We start from the raw sequence: 15936 nt of genomic DNA, 5'->3' as shown, positions 1-15936 counted from the left end.
GAAGTGTATTTATCTGTTTATTTCCCTTACAAGGAAAAAAACAGAGGAATATTCGATTATGGAGAGGGACGTATTGTCTTATTTTCATTACAATGCGCCCGTGATCTCTTATCTTCCTGAAGACTGTCTGAGGTGCGATGTGATGCATTCTGTGCTGGATTTTTCCAGCTTTATCAAATTTTTCGTCGGTTTATTCGCCCTCGTTAATCCCATCGGGGTTTTACCCGTATTTATAGGGATGACCAGCTATCAAGATAATAAAGAACGCGACAGAACTAACTTAACGGCAAATGTTTCCGTTGTACTTATTCTCTGGGTCTCTTTATTTTTCGGCGATGGCATTCTGCGATTGTTCGGTATTTCCATTGATTCGTTTCGCATTGCCGGAGGTATTCTGGTCATGACGATTGCGATGTCGATGATCGGCGGTAAGCTGGGTGAGCATAAGCAGAACAAGCAGGAGAAAACGGAAAATGCCAACCGTGAAAGCGTTGGGGTCGTCCCTCTGGCGCTTCCGCTCATGGCGGGGCCTGGGGCTATCAGCTCCACCATCGTATGGAGCTCTCGTTACCACGGCTGGCCGAATTTGGTTGGCCTGTCCTTAACCATCGCGCTGTTTTCTTTCTGCTGCTGGCTGTTATTTCGCGCCGCGCCGATGATTGTCCGGTTATTGGGTCAGACCGGTATTAACGTCGTCACCCGTATCATGGGACTATTACTGATGTCGCTCGGTATCGAATTTATTGTGACCGGCCTGAGATCGACGTTTCCCGGATTATTATAAGCACCGTCTATCTTATCCTAGTGATAGGCTCACTTGTCTTACCGGTTGTCGCAATGCGGCAGCCGGTTTTTTATATGAAAATATAAAAATAATTAATGGTCTGTTAAGGTGAAAGGGAAGAAATTAATGTATTAGCATCAACGTTATCGCGTGGAGTAGAGCGCGTATTCCCTTATTTTTGTGATTATTCCCACAGGCAATGACGAATGATTGTCAAAACTGACACATTGAGTCTGTGAAATTAAATACGTAAAACCAGTGACAACCCTTTCTTATGGCAGGCTGATGTCCTGTTTTATATAAAACATGACCTATATAAAGCTATTATTTTAGAGGGGCAGTTGACGGTGTCGTTCGGTTTTTACGCATATCTTTCTCATGAAAGAAAATTACGTAACAGCGCGTGAATTCTATTGGCGAAGTGTCATTCTTTTGCTACGTTCGGCTTGATTAGGCGTTTAATCATTAATAAAGGTAAGTTAATTTTAACTTACGATGCCGGTTATTTTTGGGTTTTTTCAGGGGGAGGCAGGATGCATCGGCGGTGTGGTAAACCGTTACGTTTCCCTGTAAATGGCAAGGTTTGGGTAGACGCATGACGGAGACTACTCTACTGGACGGATTTCGTTGGTAAGTGACGTATCTCGTTCCTTTATGATGAACTCCAGGACCTGGCGCGTGGTGGCAATCAGGCTCGTTTCCTGTAAGCACCGCAGCTTGAGTAGATGTTGTGCAATGAGAAAAGTCAAACAGGAGCACAATCAACAATGGCAAAACTCAGATCAAAACCGCGGTTGGTCATAATTGCACTGGGCATGTTTAGCGCATTGATATCAATGTCGAACTGGGCTGCCGTGGTTCCTACCGGCGTGCAACTGGCGGAAAAGCAGGAGTTGGTGCGAAATAACGGCGCAGAAGTTGCGTCATTAGATCCGCATAAAATTGAAGGCGTACCTGAAACCAATGTGTCGCGCGATCTGCTGGAAGGACTGGTCAATACCGATCCTGACGGGAAGATCATTCCTGGCGTGGCGGAAAGCTGGGATAACGAGAACTTCACGGTCTGGACCTTTCATCTGCGAAAGGATGCCCGTTGGTCAAATGGGGACCCGGTGACCGCAGATGATTTTGTGTATGGTTGGCGACGAGTGACCGATCCTAAAACGGCATCTCCCTATGCCTCCTACCTGCAATTCGGTCATATCGTCAATATCGACGATGTGGTTGCTGGTAAAAAGCCCACTGATGCGTTGGGCGTAAAGGCGTTGGATGATCACACGCTGCAGGTCACGTTAAGTCAGCCCGTCCCGTATTTCTATAAACTGCTGGTCTATCCGGCGACGTTCCCGGTCCATAAAAAGGCCGTCGAAAAATTCGGCGAAAAATGGACGCAGCCCGCGAACTGGGTCGGTAACGGCGCCTATAAGCTGAAAGAGTGGATCGTCAACGAGAAGATCGTGCTGGAGCGAAACCCTGATTACTGGGACAACGCGCGCACCGTCATCAACAAGGTGACCTATCTTCCGATCAGTTCTGAAGTGACCGACGTCAACCGCTATCGCAGCGGCGAAATCGACATGACCTACAACTACCTGCCCATCGAACTGTTCCAGATGCTGAAAAAGGAGATTCCGAACGAGGTTCACGCCGACCCCTATTTGTGCACCTATTACTTCGAAATCAACAATCAGAAAGCGCCGTTCAACGACGTCAGAGTCCGCAACGCGCTGCGGCTGGGGCTGGATCAAAACATTCTGACCAACAAAGTGAAGAATCAGGGCGATACGCCAGCCTATGGGTATACCCCGCCATATATCGACGGCATGACCGTGCTAAAACCGGAGTGGGCGACATGGTCTCAGCAGAAACGTAACGAAGAAGCAAAGAAATTACTGGCAGAAGCCGGCTATAGCGCCGAAAAACCGCTGACGTTGTCACTCCTGTACAACACCTCCGATCTGCATAAGAAAATGTCGATCGCGGCGGCCTCCATCTGGAAAAAAAATATCGGCGTCAACGTAAAACTGGAAAATCAGGAATGGAAAACCTTTCTTGATAATCGTCATCAGGGAAATTATGACCTGGCGCGTGGAGGCTGGTGTGCCGATTACAATGAACCGTCCGGCTTTTTAAACAGCATGGTATCCAACAGCAGCAATAATACCTCGCACTACAATAGTTCGCAGTTCGACCAATTTATGGATAAAGCGCTGGCGGCGAAAACCGATGCCGAACGGGCCGGGTTTTATCAGCAGGCTGAAGCGCAGTTGGATAAAGATGCGACGATCGCACCGATTTATCATTACGCCAATCTGCGGTTGGTTAAACCGTATGTCGGTGGATTGACCGGGAAAGATCCTCTGGACAATGTGAAAGTGAAAGATCTTTACATTATCAAACACTAAGCTCATTGCTGCCGTGCCATGATGGGCGGCAGTCTTGCAATAATAAAAAACCGTTTTTTGACCGGTTTGATAGGTAAGGCTCATGCTTAAATTTATTCTGCGTCGGTTTCTGGAAGCGATACCGACACTCTTCGTACTTATCACTATCTCTTTCTTCATGATGCGGCTTGCCCCCGGCAGTCCTTTCACCGGTGAGCGCAATCTTCCGCCGGAAGTCATGGCCAATATCGAGGCTAAATACCATCTGAACGATCCCATTCTCACGCAGTATGGGCGTTATTTAGCGCAGCTTGCGCACGGGGATTTCGGGCCATCATTCAAATACAAAGACTATTCGGTGAACGACCTGGTGCTACGCGCTTTTCCTGTATCAGCCAAGCTCGGCGCCGCTGCGTTTTTGCTGGCTATCATTTTGGGCGTGTCCGCCGGTGTGGTGGCCGCGCTGAATCAGAATGGGAAATGGGACTTTACGGTGATGGGATTTGCGATGACGGGCGTCGTGATCCCGAGCTTTGTCGTGGCTCCTCTGCTGGTGCTGGTCTTCGCGATTATGCTGAAATGGTTGCCGGGTGGCGGTTGGAATGGCGGGATGCCCAGGTACATCATTTTGCCGATGGTCGCGCTGTCACTTTCTTATATCGCCAGTATCGCCCGCATTACGCGCGGTTCCATGATTGAAGTGCTGCACTCAAACTTTATTCGCACCGCGCGCGCCAAAGGATTGCCTTTGCGCAAGATTATCCTGCGCCATGCTCTGAAACCGGCATTGCTACCGGTGTTGTCCTACATGGGGCCTGCATTCGTCGGCATCATCACGGGGTCGATGGTCATTGAGACTATTTTCGGCCTGCCGGGTATCGGCCAACTGTTCGTCAATGGCGCTCTGAACCGTGACTATTCGTTGGTGCTGAGTCTGACCATTTTGGTCGGGGCGCTGACCATTTTGTTTAACGCGATTATTGACGTGCTTTACGCGGTAATCGACCCCAAGATTCGCTATTAAGTCGAGGCGCAGATGTTTTGGAATAAAAAAAATCGTGACGCGTTGGACCGCTTTAGCGAACAACTGGATGTGGAAGGCCGCAGTCTATGGCAGGACGCGCGTCGCCGTTTCATTCACAATCGCGCGGCGCTGACGAGCCTTCTGTTGCTGCTATTGATCACGCTGTTTGTGGCGTTCGCGCCGCAGTCTTCTTCGTTTAGTTATGATGATACGGATTGGAACATGATGTCATCCGCGCCAGATATAGCGAGTGGACACTATTTCGGTACGGACTCATCGGGACGTGATTTGCTGGTACGCGTGGCCGTCGGCGGTCGGATATCGCTGATGGTGGGTGTGGCTGCGGCGTTGGTCGCGGTCGTGGTAGGTACGCTGTATGGCGCATTGTCCGGCTATATAGGCGGTGCCGTCGATTCGGTCATGATGCGTATCTTGGAAATCCTCAACTCATTTCCTTTTATGTTTTTCGTTATTCTTCTGGTGACGTTTTTCGGGCAGAACATGCTGCTGATTTTCGTGGCCATCGGTATGGTGTCCTGGCTGGATATGGCGCGCATCGTCCGGGGCCAGACGCTGAGCCTCAAACGGAAAGAGTTTATCGAAGCTGCCTTGGTCGGCGGGGTCTCGACGCGCGGCATCGTCCTCAGGCATATCATCCCGAACGTATTGGGCGTGGTGGTGGTGTATGCCTCGCTGCTGGTGCCCAACATGATCCTGTTTGAATCCTTTCTAAGCTTCCTGGGATTGGGCACGCAAGAGCCCATGAGCAGTTGGGGCGCGCTCTTGAACGACGGCGCCAACTCGATGGAGGTGGCGCCCTGGCTGCTGTTTTACCCGGCGGGTTTCCTGGTGGTGACTCTGTTCTGTTTCAATTTTATCGGCGATGGCTTACGTGACGCCCTCGATCCGAAAGACCGCTGAGGAGAGTCGCGATGACGACAACGACACAACCCCGCGAACCGCTGCTAAGCGTCAACGACCTGCGGGTGGTTTTTAATACGCCGGATGGCGTGGCCACGGCGGTGAATGACCTTAACTTCTCACTGAATGCAGGCGAAACGCTTGGTATTGTGGGCGAATCCGGTTCCGGAAAGTCGCAGACGGCTTTTGCGCTGATGGGGCTGTTGGCGGTCAACGGAAAGGTGAGCGGTTCCGCGCGCTTTGATGGGCGCGAGATATTGAACCTACCAGAGCATCAGCTCAATCGCCTGCGCGCCCAAGAGATCGCCATGATTTTTCAGGACCCGATGACCTCCCTGAATCCCTACATGCGTGTGGGCGAGCAGTTGATGGAAGTCCTGATTTTGCACAAAAAGCTGAGTCAACGCGACGCTTTCGCACAGTCGGTACAGATGCTGGATGCGGTGAAAATGCCGGAAGCGAAAAAGCGAATGCGTATGTTTCCGCACGAATTTTCCGGTGGAATGCGCCAGCGCGTGATGATTGCTATGGCCTTGTTATGCCGGCCTAAACTGCTGATTGCCGATGAGCCCACGACGGCGCTGGATGTGACCGTGCAGGCACAGATCATGACGCTGCTCGGCGAACTACAGCGAGAGTTCAACACCGCCATTATTATGATCACGCACGATCTTGGCGTGGTTGCAGGGATCTGCGACAAGGTGTTGGTGATGTATGCCGGGCGCACGATGGAATACGGTTCTGCGCGCGACATATTCTATACGCCGACGCATCCTTATTCGGTAGGACTTCTAAATGCGGTGCCGCGACTGGATGTGGAGAATGAGGTGCTGGCGACTATCCCCGGTAATCCACCGAACTTACTCCGTTTGCCGTTAGGCTGTCCTTTCCAGCCGCGTTGTCCGTACTCCCAGCCGGAGTGTGTGCAGACGCCGGCATTGACCGAATTCGAGGTAGGGCGGATGCGTGCTTGCTTCCGCCGTGTAGAGGAGATGGCGCTATGATTTCGGTGGAACAACGTAAGACGCTGCTGGAGGTCGATTGCCTGAAAGTCCATTTCGATGTGCGCAGCGAAAAACAGGGGTTCTGGCAGCCGTCCCAAAAATTAAAAGCGGTGGACGGCGTCTCATTTCGTCTCTATGAAGGGGAAACGCTGGGCATTGTGGGTGAGTCCGGATGCGGCAAATCGACATTGGCGCGAGCCATCATCGGTCTGGTTAAGGCCAGTGGCGGCCGAATCAGCTGGCTGGGGCAGGATCTGCAGGGATTCAACGACCGGCAATGGCATGATGCGCGCAGTGATATCCAGATGATATTTCAGGACCCGCTGGCGTCGCTGAATCCTCGTATGACGGTGGGTGAAATCATCGCCGAACCACTGAGAACCTATCGTCCGGCGCATTCCCGATCGGAGGTCAAAGAGCGGGTCAAAGCGATGATGAGCAAGGTTGGACTCCTGCCGAGTCACATCAACCGCTATCCGCATGAGTTTTCCGGCGGCCAATGCCAACGCATCGGCATCGCTCGGGCGATAATTTTGCAGCCCAAACTGATTATCTGCGACGAACCGGTTTCCGCGCTGGATGTGTCTATACAAGCACAGGTGGTGAATCTGTTGCAGCAGTTGCAGCGGGAGATGGGGCTGGCACTGATATTCATCGCTCATGACCTTTCGGTGGTGAAGCACATTTCCGACCGCGTTCTGGTCATGTATCTGGGACATGCGGTGGAGCTGGGGAAGGACAGCGCGCTATACCGCAATCCTCTGCACCCCTACACAAGGGCGCTGATGTCCGCAGTGCCGATCCCGGATCCGGACAAAGAGCGCAACAAGCAGATTCAATTGCTGGAAGGGGATCTCCCATCACCCATCAATCCGCCGTCAGGCTGCGTATTCCGTACACGTTGTCCGATAGTCGGACCTGAGTGCAGCCAAACGCGTCCGCAATTGGAGGGGGGGATTGACCACGCGGTCTCTTGTCTGAAAGTGGAGTCGTTATCGTAACTCTCAGTTTGCGCTAGACTCTCCCCGTCGGCAGCGAGAGTCTGTCGCCGCCTGGCGATCTGTCGTCATACAGAATAGGTCAGGGGCTTACGTGGCAGCGTCTCGCGGAGATAGTGGCGGCCTGACTCAGGCCTGAGTGGCACCGAAAAGAGGAATTACGCTTTCCACAAAATGTGGCACAGCTTATGGTCTTTTTCGCGGCAAATCAGCACGCGGGCGAACACATCATTAATTTCCGCGTCCTCGCTCTCGGCCAGGCCGATCACGACTTCGCAGAAGAAGTCCGGATTCAGATCGAAATCGACGTGATCCTGCCAGTCTTCTGACGGGTCAAACAGTTCGGCGCCGCCGCGTTCTTCAAATTGCAAATTAAACAGTAAGATGTCTGCGGGGTCGAGATTATCCGGGGCTAATTCCAGAAAGATGTCGTATGCCTGCTCCAGCGCTTCGTCTTCGGTCAGGCGGTTATTTAAATCCATGAGACAGTCCTATTCATCCACAAGGCGGGTTATTAGACCATGAAGGGGGCGTGGTTTACAGCAGCGGGCTGAAAAAGTAGAACAGGCGCTCAACGATACGCTGCCAATAGGGCCTTTTCTGCCATTTCTCCTCGTCCAACAGGCGCGAACGGGCGAAGTAGTCATCCTGAACACAGGCTAAATCACTGCCGAAGTCCGCATCGTCGATTACCATCGTGATTTCGAAATTGAGCCACAAACTGCGCATGTCGAGATTGACGGTGCCGACTAAGCACAGTTGATCGTCGACCAGTACGCTTTTGGTATGCAGCAGGCCGCCCTGGAATTGATAAATTTTCACCCCGGCATTGAGTAGTTCGCTGAAAAAGGCCTTACAGGCCCATCCCACCAGGACCGAGTCGTTTTTGTGCGGCACGATAATGCTGACGTCTACGCCTCGCTGTGCCGCGGTACAGATGGCATGCAGCAAATCGTCACTCGGAACGAAGTAGGGCGTCGTCATAATCAGACGGCGACGCGCGGCGTAAACCGAAATCAGAAGCGCCTGATGGATCATGTCCTCGGGGTAGCCGGGCCCGGAGGCAATCACCTGAATGGTGTGGCCGCGCTCTTGCTCAAACGGCATGATATTGACGTCCGGCGGTGGCGGCAGCACGCGTTCGCCGGTTTCCATCTCCCAGTCGCAACTGTAAATCACACCCATCGTGGTGGCTGCTGGCCCTTCCGCGCGCACCATCAGGTCGATCCACTGACCGACGCCGGCATTCTGCTTGAAGTAGCGAGGATCGACCATGTTCATACTACCGGTATAAGCAATGCGGTTATCGATCAGAATGACCTTGCGGTGCTGACGTAAATCCATTCTGCGCAGGAACGCACGAAAAATATTTACCCGCAGCGCTTCGACCACCTCAATGCCAGAGGAGCGCAGGATGTCCGGGCATCTGCTGCGCAGAAAGGTTCTGCTGCCCGCGGAGTCCAGCAGAACGCGGCAATGGACGCCACGTTTTGCCGCCGTTTGCAATGCGGCCATGACTTCATCGACGAGTCCGCCCTGTTGCCAGATATAAAACACCATTTCGACGTTGGTGCGCGCGAGTTCAATGTCGCGTACCAATGCTTTGATGGTCTCGGGAAAGGACGTGATGAGCTGTAGCTGGTTGCCTTTGACGCCGGCGATCCCCTGACGCCGCTCACAGAGTTGAAACAGGGCGCTCGCAACTTCACTGTTTTCGGTGGCGAAAATTCGGCTGTAACTTTTGAGTTCTCGCAGCCACTTTGCGGTGGATGGCCACATTTTGCGGGCGCGTTCGGCGCGTTGTTTACCCAGATGCAGTTCGCCGAAAGACAGATAGGCGACGATGCCGAAAAGCGGAAGAATAAAAATCACCAGCAGCCAGGCCATGGCGGAGGGAACAGTCCGTCGCTTCATTAAAATGCGTAGCGTGACGCTGGCAATTAACAGCCAATAGCTGAATACCAACATCCAGCTCAATACCGTATAAAAAGTTGTCATGGCAAAGCGCACCGTTTCCTTCAGCGAATGCTTATCAGCAAAGTGTACGCATAGTTGACCGAAAGAGGAAATGTCTTGAGTCTGAATAGAATAGACGACGTCTGAAGGCAATACGGGATGAAAAACGCAAAGGCGACTTGGATGATGCGGGCGGGTATAATGTGCGTCGTTCTGCTTCCTGACAAAAGAGTCTTTCATGAAACGCAGCCCTAATGAAGTCAGCCGCTGGCGCATGCAACGCCAGGTTCAGCGCCGCCGGCGCCGCTGGCTGGAGGCCCAGTCCCGCAGCTATCGTCATATCCACTCCGCCCGGTATTTACAGCAGAAAAAACAGCGCCGTTCGCTGCTCTACGCTGTCGCCTACGAATGGTAATCTGCTGACGCTAGAGGTTTTTCCGACAAAGCGCCAACGCAGGCCTGAGGTTCCGACGAATGGTGGTCTTCCATGACGTTGGCGGGAGGCTGAATTCTTGGCGTGTCTGCTCGCTCGCTGCTCGTGTTTTTCCAGAGTGATCCCACAGGCTTGATGAGAGCGGCTCGTCGACGATACTCATTAAGCCTGTGGGATGCTTCTCTGAAAATAAAAGCGTTAGCCGATTAGAATACCTGTTTGTATGGTTTCACGATGACCTGCTGATACACGTCAGCGGCGACATAAGGATCGGCATCTGCCCAGCTTTTGGCTGCCGCCAGAGAAGGGAAGTCGGCAATCACAACCGAACCGGTAAAACCGGCGCTGCCCGGATCGTTGCTGTCTACGGCCGGCAGTGGTCCGGCGGTCAACAAACGGCCCTGATCGCGCAGCGTTTGCAGTCGTGCAAGATGGTCTGGACGCGACGCCTGACGTTTCTCTGAAGTGTCTGCTGCGTCAGTTGCAAAGATAACATAGAACATATTGACCCCTATCATTGTCGGGAAGCGGTTTGTTTGTTCATCTTACGGTATGTCGGGAGAAGGGCAACCCCTTGAATTTGAAAATGAATGTTTCTGTTCTTGGGTTTATTTTTACAATTAGAAGGCTTCATGTTGAATATGATTGCTATTTGCATTTAAACTTGATGCGGCCTGAGAGGACACCGTAATACTATGCCGCAAAAAAAGAATTTCCTTACCCGCCGTTATTCATGGCCTGTGATCGTTTCCGTGGCATTTCACGGTTCTTTGGTCGCAGCCATACTGTATGCTTCGCCTAATCGCTCGGCTATGGTGCAGCAGGCGCCACAGCCTATCACCATGACGCTGGTTGCTCCGGCACCGGTTGATGCCGCACCTGCGCCTCAGCCGGAAAGTGCGCCGCAGCCTGAACCCGAGCCTGAGCCAGAAATTCAGCCGCCGGAGCCTGTGCCGGTTCCCGTCGCGGTCCCTGAACCCGTGCCGCAACCCAAACCGAAGCCCAAGCCGCAGCCGAAACCCAAGCCGGTGAAGAAAAAGGAAAACCCGAAGCCTGTTGAAGTGCCTAAGGCGTCACTTTTCACCAGCAACGAACCGACGAAGGCGCCGAATAACGCGCCGGTTCGTCAAGCCCCAGTGGCCAGCGCACCCGCCAGCGGCCCTCGGCCCTTGAGCCGCTCTCAGCCTGAATATCCGGCTCGGGCCTTTGCCCTGCGTGTGGAAGGTCGGGTGAAAGTTCAATTTGATATCGATGGTTCAGGTCGCGTCAGCGACATCCGTATTCTGTCTGCTGAGCCGAAGAATATGTTTGAGCGCGATATCCGGCAGGCGATGCGGAAGTGGCGATATGAAGAGAACAAGCCGTCTAACAATCTGGTGGTGACGATTGTCTTTAAAATCAACGGCGGGGCGGCAATGGAGTGATGCTGAAACGTATTTGTACGTTGTGAGGTTTACTGAAAAACGGGCACCTGAGGGTGCCCGTGTCTAACTAAAGGTTTCCTGCTATAAAGTGTCTTTTTCCCTCGGGCAGTTCCCGTGATTTTCCCGCTTCATCCACCGCAACATAGGTAAATGACGCTTCCGTGGCGCGGTAACGTTGTCCGATGGGCTCGGAAGACACTTTCTTCACCCAGACTTCGACGTTGATATTGATGGAGCTTCGGCCGGTCTTCAGACAGTGTGCATAGCAGCAAACCACATCGCCCACCGCCAGCGGTTTTAAAAAGGTCATGCCGTCAACACGCACGGTCACCACGCGTCCGTGCGCGATCTCTTTGGCCAGAATGGCGCCGCCGATATCCATCTGCGACATGATCCAGCCGCCGAAAATATCGCCGTTGGCGTTGGTGTCGGCAGGCATCGCCAGAGTGCGTAATACCAGCTCCCCGTGGGGTAGAAAGTCTTGGTCGCTCATAAAGGGTTCAATACATCATCCAGATTAAGGTGTTGTTAAAATTTAAGGATGGTGGTCGTTCTCGCTGTTCTCTTCCGCCGCGTTTTTGTCAGCGGGTAAATGGCGGTAGAGGTAGACCCCACAGAGTAAAGTAAATACCAATGTAGCACCGGTCAATCCAAAAACTTTGAAGTTTACCCAGGTGCTTTGCGGCAGTCTGAAGGCGACATACACATTCGCCAGTCCGCAGAGGAAGAAAAAGGCCGCCCAGGCGACATTGATTCGCGCCCACACCTGATGGGGCAGCGTGATCTCTTTTCCCAGCATTTGCTGAATCACGTTTTTTTTCATGACGAACTGACTGACCAGCAGGATTAATGCGAATAGGGTGTAAATCACCGTAACCTTCCATTTGATGAACTCATCATTATGAAAGACCAGCGTTAGCGTTCCGAATACCGTCACCATCGCAAACGTAACCCACATCATTTTTTCGATTTTGCGATAGATGAACCAACTGATCACCAGAGCAAGCGCGGTTGAAGCTATCAGCGCACCGGAGGCGACATAAATGTCGTACAGCTTATAAAAAACGAAAAATACCACCAGGGGAAGAAAATCAAGAAGTTGCTTCATCAAGGGATTCCATACTTAAGGGGCATCGATGAAAACCAGCCAGAGGCTGGCGCTCAATGCGCATTATCGCCGCTCCCGGTGTGAATACGTCTGTCAGATCGTAATAATTTGCAGAAAATTACAATCGTACCCAGAGGTAAGAGGCCGGGAGGACGGGCCGGTCTCAGTTACGCAGCAGCATATAGAGACGGAACAGATAGATGAGCAGCAGCGCTGAGATGAAATTGCTCAGGCCGTTAATGACGATAGCCATCACGGTAGGCGCCGCCAACGGTAGACGCGCGACCAACAGCAGCAATACCACTTTAGCGACCAGCCACAGCAGCACGGCTGGCGCGGTGATGCGAAAATTGGCGAAGACCAGTTTGCTGCTGTGTCGCATTGAAGCCCAAATACCGTGCTTTTCCGTCCCGCTGATCACCGGCGATAGACTGAGGGCAATGGCCAACAAAACGCCCGGCACAATGAGAAACAGCATGCCCAATTGAATCAGCAACGTGCAGATAAGGATCAGCAGTAAAAGGCGAGGCAAAATCGGCAGAGAGGCGCCAATAGCCCGCAATGCGCTGGTGGGCGTGCCGGCAGATACCATCTGAATCAGCAGCAGTAAGCCGCCAACGAGCAGCGTATTGCCCACCAGTGAGGCAAAGGTGCCCGCTGCGGACGCTTTCAACAATACCATTTGCTGCTCGGGAGACATTTGCTGAATGAGATCGCTAAGACCCAGCTGTTCGCCCGCGGAGAGGCCAATATTAGAATCGTTGAGTATTTGCAGTTGTTCACTTCCCGGAGTAAACAAATGCCCCAAAACAACGGTAATAAGCGATGCCAGCAGCGACAGCAGGAGGATGCTGACGAATTGGTTACGCGTGAAATTCATTGTGTCACGGTACAAAGCACTGGCCGTGATAGGCATGACAACTCCTTGGCAAAAAGGTTAGCGGTAAAACTCAGTCGTTAATCGCTAATTGTAACCGGTTCGGCAAGACAGTGGCACCCCGGCAGTGACCTCAACTATCTAATTCTTTTTATTCCAGACTTTCTTCTGCTGGCGGGATCAGATCGCTGAGTGTCAGCGGCGGCATGCCGTAATGCGCTCTCGCCCGGTCGCAGGCGTCGTTCGGACGCTGGTTTTCTCCGGACGCGGTGAACTCACGACAGGGCGAGGGGCGGCTGGCATAGATGCGACAGCTGACGGACTCGCCGATAGTACCGTCTAATGCAGCACAGCGCGGGGTTTTGCTGTTGGTGCCCTGCATACAGCGCAAAAACGGGGTTAACGGCTCAGACAGTTCGACCGGAACCGGACCCGCGGCATCGTTGCCTTCGGCCCAATAGAACGATACACGAAAATAACCGCAGCAGGCGCCGCACCGTATACACGGATTCACACTTTCTGCCATCGAATATCCCTACGGCCTTTGACCGCTCAAATTTGGGTTAGGAATCAAAATTTACTTCAGAATCGGGGAATTGGGCAGAGGGATTTTTGTGCGAAGCACGTTCTGTGTCTTTATGATGTTCGCCGTTAAATCGGTGCTTGATTGATGGGGGGCGCGCAGCATTGACATTATCAGCCGGGCATCGAAACGAAAAACGGGCGGCATTCTGTGTAATCCCATGCCGGTCAACGAGATGAATCAGAGCCCCGCAGGGAGGCGTGACGATTAGGCCTGTGACGGTCGCGCGACATTGGCATTAAGGCAACAGACTATGAATCGGTTCCCGCACGGGAAATCGCGCAGTCGGCTAATCAAGCGGGGAACGATGGACTCATTGGGTGCGAGCGGAGAGAGGCTGGAAATGACCGCGGCTGCGTGAATAACGTCAGGGCGACGTGATGAACGTCGCCATGTGGTCAGCGTTGCCCGACGAGAGGGAAGCGATATCGCTTAACGCGGCTGGCGTGTCGCCGCTTTCATACGGCTGACGAACTCGCCCAGCTGTTTCAACATGTCTTCCGGCTGCTGCTGATATTGCTCAATGATTTTCACGATAGCGGAACCGGAAATCGCCCCGGCGGCCCCGGCTTTCAACGACTGCTCGACCTGCGAAGGTTCAGAGATGCCAAATCCCTGCAGCGGCGGAGCCGCGTGGTACTCGGTTAATTTATCGATGAGATGATTTAGGGGGAGCTCGGCACGGTTTTCCGAACCGGTTACGCCGGCGCGCGAAAGCAGATAGGTGTAGCCGCGGCCGAAAGAAGCGATGGCGCGCAACAGATCGTCATCCGCATTGGGCGGACAGATGAAGATCGGCGCGACGTCGTGACGCATCGCTGCGGTGCGAAATGGCGTCGACTCTTCCAGCGGCACATCCGCCACCAGTACGGAGTCCACGCCAACCTGCGCGCAGCGCGCGTAGAAGGCATCGATGCCGTTATTGAACACCAGATTCGCGTATATCAGCAGTCCGATGGGCAACTGCGGATACTTCTGTCTCACCGCCGCCAGAATGTCGAAACAGTGGTCCGGTGTGACGCCCGCTTTTAACGCGCGCAGATTGGCACCCTGAATGGTTGGCCCGTCAGCCAGCGGGTCGGAAAACGGGATCCCCAGTTCCAGCGCATCAGCGCCCGATTCTACCAGCGTATCGATGATGCGCAGAGACATCTCAGGGGAAGGATCGCCCAGCGTAATGAAGGGGACGAATGCGCCTTCTTTTTTCTCTGCCAGACATCCAAATAGTGCGTGATAACGTTCCATTACACCTCTCCCCGTGTTTTCAAAATGTCGTGCACTGTGAAAATGTCTTTGTCGCCGCGGCCCGACACGTTGACGACCAGAAGCTGTTCTTTTTCGGGGTCGGACTGCATGATTTTCAGCGCATGAGCCAGCGCGTGGGAAGACTCCAGCGCAGGAATGATGCCCTCATGGCGGGACAGCGCTTTAAACGCGTCCAGCGCTTCATCATCGGTAATCGACACATAGTCGGCGCGGCCAATGCTGTTAAGGTAGGCATGTTGAGGCCCGACGGACGGGAAGTCCAGCCCGGCGGAGATAGAGTAAGACTCTTCAATCTGACCGTCCGCCGTCTGCATCATCGGAGATTTCATGCCGAAGTAAATCCCGGTGCGTCCATGTTTTAGCGGCGCGCCGTGCTCCCCGCTCTCAATGCCATGTCCCGCAGGCTCAATGCCGACAAGTTTAACGGACGGCTCGTCGATAAAGTCGGCGAACATACCGATAGCATTAGAGCCGCCACCCACGCAGGCCAGCACCATATCCGGCAGACGACCTTCACGTTCTAGCATCTGTGCTTTGGTTTCCTCACCGATCATCCGCTGAAACTCACGCACGATGGTCGGGAAGGGATGCGGACCTGCCGCGGTGCCCAGCAGATAATGCGCCTTGTCGTAATGGCCAGACCAGTCGCGCATCGCTTCGTTACAGGCATCTTTCAGGGTGGCAGAGCCGCTGTGTACCGGGATCACTTCCGCGCCCATCAGCCGCATGCGGAACACGTTGGGAGATTGACGTTCGACGTCCTTGCTGCCCATGTACACGCGGCATTTCAGGCCCAGCAGGGCGCAGGCCAGCGCCGTCGCTACGCCATGTTGACCGGCGCCGGTTTCCGCGATGATTTCCGTTTTGCCCATCCGCTTGGCCAGCAGCGCCTGTCCCAGCACCTGATTGGTTTTGTGCGCGCCGCCATGCAGCAGATCTTCGCGCTTCAGATACAGTTTAGTGCGGGTGCCTGCCGTAAGATTTTTACACAGGGTCAGCGCTGTGGGCCGCCCTGCATAGTTCTGTAGTAAGTCAATGAATTCCGCCTGGAACTCAGGATCGCGCTGTGCGCTGACGAACGCTTCTTCAAGCTGACGCAGGGCGGGGACCAAAATCTGAGGAACGTATTGCCCGCCGAACTCGCCGAAGTAAGGATTAAGTAATGTCATATTCA

General features: G+C 53.4%; 17 protein-coding genes. 8 read left to right on the top strand and 9 right to left on the bottom strand.

All coding sequences use genetic code 11. The annotated features are described in order from the left end of the window. The first annotated feature begins 139 nt into the window (after nucleotides 1-139). From I6N93_RS08165 to oppF, 6 genes are all read left to right on the top strand, one after another. On the top strand, nucleotides 140-784 hold the full coding sequence (locus I6N93_RS08165; RefSeq protein ID WP_099017387.1) for a YchE family NAAT transporter: 645 nt from the start codon (nucleotides 140-142) through the stop codon (nucleotides 782-784). Between the two features lie 767 nt (nucleotides 785-1551). Continuing rightward, nucleotides 1552-3189 (top strand): oligopeptide ABC transporter substrate-binding protein OppA, encoded by a 1638-nt coding sequence (gene oppA, locus I6N93_RS08160; RefSeq protein ID WP_085684012.1) that lies wholly within the window; start codon nucleotides 1552-1554, stop codon nucleotides 3187-3189. A gap of 82 nt (nucleotides 3190-3271) precedes the next feature. Next, nucleotides 3272-4192 carry an oligopeptide ABC transporter permease OppB gene (gene oppB / locus I6N93_RS08155; protein WP_085684014.1) on the top strand — a complete coding sequence of 307 codons (921 nt, stop codon included), beginning with the start codon at nucleotides 3272-3274 and terminating at the stop codon, nucleotides 4190-4192. Nucleotides 4193-4204: 12 nt separating this feature from the next. Next, the gene (gene oppC, locus I6N93_RS08150) at nucleotides 4205-5113 is read left to right on the top strand and encodes an oligopeptide ABC transporter permease OppC (RefSeq protein WP_085684015.1); all 909 of its coding nucleotides are present in this window, start codon (nucleotides 4205-4207) and stop codon (nucleotides 5111-5113) included. Nucleotides 5114-5124: 11 nt separating this feature from the next. Beyond that, nucleotides 5125-6117, top strand: coding sequence for an ABC transporter ATP-binding protein (gene oppD / locus I6N93_RS08145; RefSeq protein WP_085684017.1), 993 nt, complete (start codon nucleotides 5125-5127; stop codon nucleotides 6115-6117). Then, a complete protein-coding gene (oppF, locus tag I6N93_RS08140; protein WP_085684019.1) occupies nucleotides 6114-7118 on the top strand; it encodes a murein tripeptide/oligopeptide ABC transporter ATP binding protein OppF in 1005 nt (334 codons plus the stop codon). The genes oppD and oppF overlap by 4 nt, the downstream gene beginning before the upstream one ends. Nucleotides 7119-7273: 155 nt before the next feature. On the opposite strand, the gene I6N93_RS08135 is transcribed toward oppF, so the two are convergent. Both I6N93_RS08135 and cls read right to left on the bottom strand, forming a co-directional pair. Further along, entirely contained in the window at nucleotides 7274-7597 is a 324-nt protein-coding gene (locus I6N93_RS08135) for an HI1450 family dsDNA-mimic protein (RefSeq protein ID WP_085684021.1), read from the bottom strand. Nucleotides 7598-7652: 55 nt separating this feature from the next. Continuing rightward, a complete protein-coding gene (cls, locus tag I6N93_RS08130) occupies nucleotides 7653-9113 on the bottom strand; it encodes a cardiolipin synthase (RefSeq protein ID WP_085684023.1) in 1461 nt (486 codons plus the stop codon). A gap of 196 nt (nucleotides 9114-9309) precedes the next feature. Between cls and I6N93_RS08125 the strand changes: the two genes are divergently transcribed. Then, nucleotides 9310-9486, top strand: coding sequence for a YciY family protein (locus tag I6N93_RS08125; protein ID WP_099017383.1), 177 nt, complete (start codon nucleotides 9310-9312; stop codon nucleotides 9484-9486). Between the two features lie 224 nt (nucleotides 9487-9710). Here the strand turns inward: I6N93_RS08125 and I6N93_RS08120 are convergent, their stop codons facing one another. Next, complete coding sequence (locus I6N93_RS08120; protein ID WP_085684025.1) at nucleotides 9711-10007, bottom strand: YciI family protein; 297 nt, start codon at nucleotides 10005-10007, stop codon at nucleotides 9711-9713. A 192-nt stretch (nucleotides 10008-10199) separates the two neighbouring features. On the opposite strand from I6N93_RS08120, the gene tonB reads away from it, so the two are divergent. Beyond that, the gene (gene tonB / locus I6N93_RS08115; protein ID WP_085684027.1) at nucleotides 10200-10928 is read left to right on the top strand and encodes a TonB system transport protein TonB; all 729 of its coding nucleotides are present in this window, start codon (nucleotides 10200-10202) and stop codon (nucleotides 10926-10928) included. Between the two features lie 67 nt (nucleotides 10929-10995). Here the strand turns inward: tonB and yciA are convergent, their stop codons facing one another. From yciA to trpB, 6 genes are all read right to left on the bottom strand, one after another. Then, on the bottom strand, nucleotides 10996-11421 hold the full coding sequence (gene yciA, locus I6N93_RS08110) for an acyl-CoA thioester hydrolase YciA (protein ID WP_085684029.1): 426 nt from the start codon (nucleotides 11419-11421) through the stop codon (nucleotides 10996-10998). A gap of 42 nt (nucleotides 11422-11463) precedes the next feature. Continuing rightward, a complete protein-coding gene (locus tag I6N93_RS08105; protein WP_085684031.1) occupies nucleotides 11464-12036 on the bottom strand; it encodes a septation protein A in 573 nt (190 codons plus the stop codon). Nucleotides 12037-12199: 163 nt separating this feature from the next. Next, nucleotides 12200-12952 carry a YciC family protein gene (locus I6N93_RS08100; protein WP_085684033.1) on the bottom strand — a complete coding sequence of 251 codons (753 nt, stop codon included), beginning with the start codon at nucleotides 12950-12952 and terminating at the stop codon, nucleotides 12200-12202. A 112-nt stretch (nucleotides 12953-13064) separates the two neighbouring features. Next, nucleotides 13065-13439, bottom strand: coding sequence for a YkgJ family cysteine cluster protein (locus tag I6N93_RS08095; protein ID WP_085684035.1), 375 nt, complete (start codon nucleotides 13437-13439; stop codon nucleotides 13065-13067). A 489-nt stretch (nucleotides 13440-13928) separates the two neighbouring features. Then, nucleotides 13929-14741 (bottom strand): tryptophan synthase subunit alpha, encoded by an 813-nt coding sequence (gene trpA / locus I6N93_RS08090; protein ID WP_085684037.1) that lies wholly within the window; start codon nucleotides 14739-14741, stop codon nucleotides 13929-13931. Further along, a complete protein-coding gene (gene trpB, locus I6N93_RS08085; protein ID WP_085684039.1) occupies nucleotides 14741-15931 on the bottom strand; it encodes a tryptophan synthase subunit beta in 1191 nt (396 codons plus the stop codon). Before trpB ends, trpA begins: the two co-directional genes overlap by 1 nt. Nucleotides 15932-15936: the final 5 nt, after the last annotated feature.

Source organism: Lonsdalea populi (assembly GCF_015999465.1).
GTDB lineage: Bacteria > Pseudomonadota > Gammaproteobacteria > Enterobacterales > Enterobacteriaceae > Lonsdalea > Lonsdalea populi.
This window is presented reverse-complemented; position numbering and strand designations above follow the sequence as displayed.

Coding starts and splice junctions, on each gene's coding strand:
- trpB (WP_085684039.1), bottom strand. CDS start 15,931: ATGACATTACTTAATCCTTACTTCGGCGAGTTCGGCGGGCAATACGTT.
- cls (WP_085684023.1), bottom strand. CDS start 9,113: ATGACAACTTTTTATACGGTATTGAGCTGGATGTTGGTATTCAGCTAT.
- oppF (WP_085684019.1), top strand. CDS start 6,114: ATGATTTCGGTGGAACAACGTAAGACGCTGCTGGAGGTCGATTGCCTG.
- I6N93_RS08135 (WP_085684021.1), bottom strand. CDS start 7,597: ATGGATTTAAATAACCGCCTGACCGAAGACGAAGCGCTGGAGCAGGCA.
- yciA (WP_085684029.1), bottom strand. CDS start 11,421: ATGAGCGACCAAGACTTTCTACCCCACGGGGAGCTGGTATTACGCACT.
- I6N93_RS08105 (WP_085684031.1), bottom strand. CDS start 12,036: ATGAAGCAACTTCTTGATTTTCTTCCCCTGGTGGTATTTTTCGTTTTT.
- oppD (WP_085684017.1), top strand. CDS start 5,125: ATGACGACAACGACACAACCCCGCGAACCGCTGCTAAGCGTCAACGAC.
- tonB (WP_085684027.1), top strand. CDS start 10,200: ATGCCGCAAAAAAAGAATTTCCTTACCCGCCGTTATTCATGGCCTGTG.
- oppB (WP_085684014.1), top strand. CDS start 3,272: ATGCTTAAATTTATTCTGCGTCGGTTTCTGGAAGCGATACCGACACTC.
- I6N93_RS08120 (WP_085684025.1), bottom strand. CDS start 10,007: ATGTTCTATGTTATCTTTGCAACTGACGCAGCAGACACTTCAGAGAAA.
- trpA (WP_085684037.1), bottom strand. CDS start 14,741: ATGGAACGTTATCACGCACTATTTGGATGTCTGGCAGAGAAAAAAGAA.
- I6N93_RS08100 (WP_085684033.1), bottom strand. CDS start 12,952: ATGCCTATCACGGCCAGTGCTTTGTACCGTGACACAATGAATTTCACG.
- oppC (WP_085684015.1), top strand. CDS start 4,205: ATGTTTTGGAATAAAAAAAATCGTGACGCGTTGGACCGCTTTAGCGAA.
- I6N93_RS08095 (WP_085684035.1), bottom strand. CDS start 13,439: ATGGCAGAAAGTGTGAATCCGTGTATACGGTGCGGCGCCTGCTGCGGT.
- I6N93_RS08125 (WP_099017383.1), top strand. CDS start 9,310: ATGAAACGCAGCCCTAATGAAGTCAGCCGCTGGCGCATGCAACGCCAG.
- oppA (WP_085684012.1), top strand. CDS start 1,552: ATGGCAAAACTCAGATCAAAACCGCGGTTGGTCATAATTGCACTGGGC.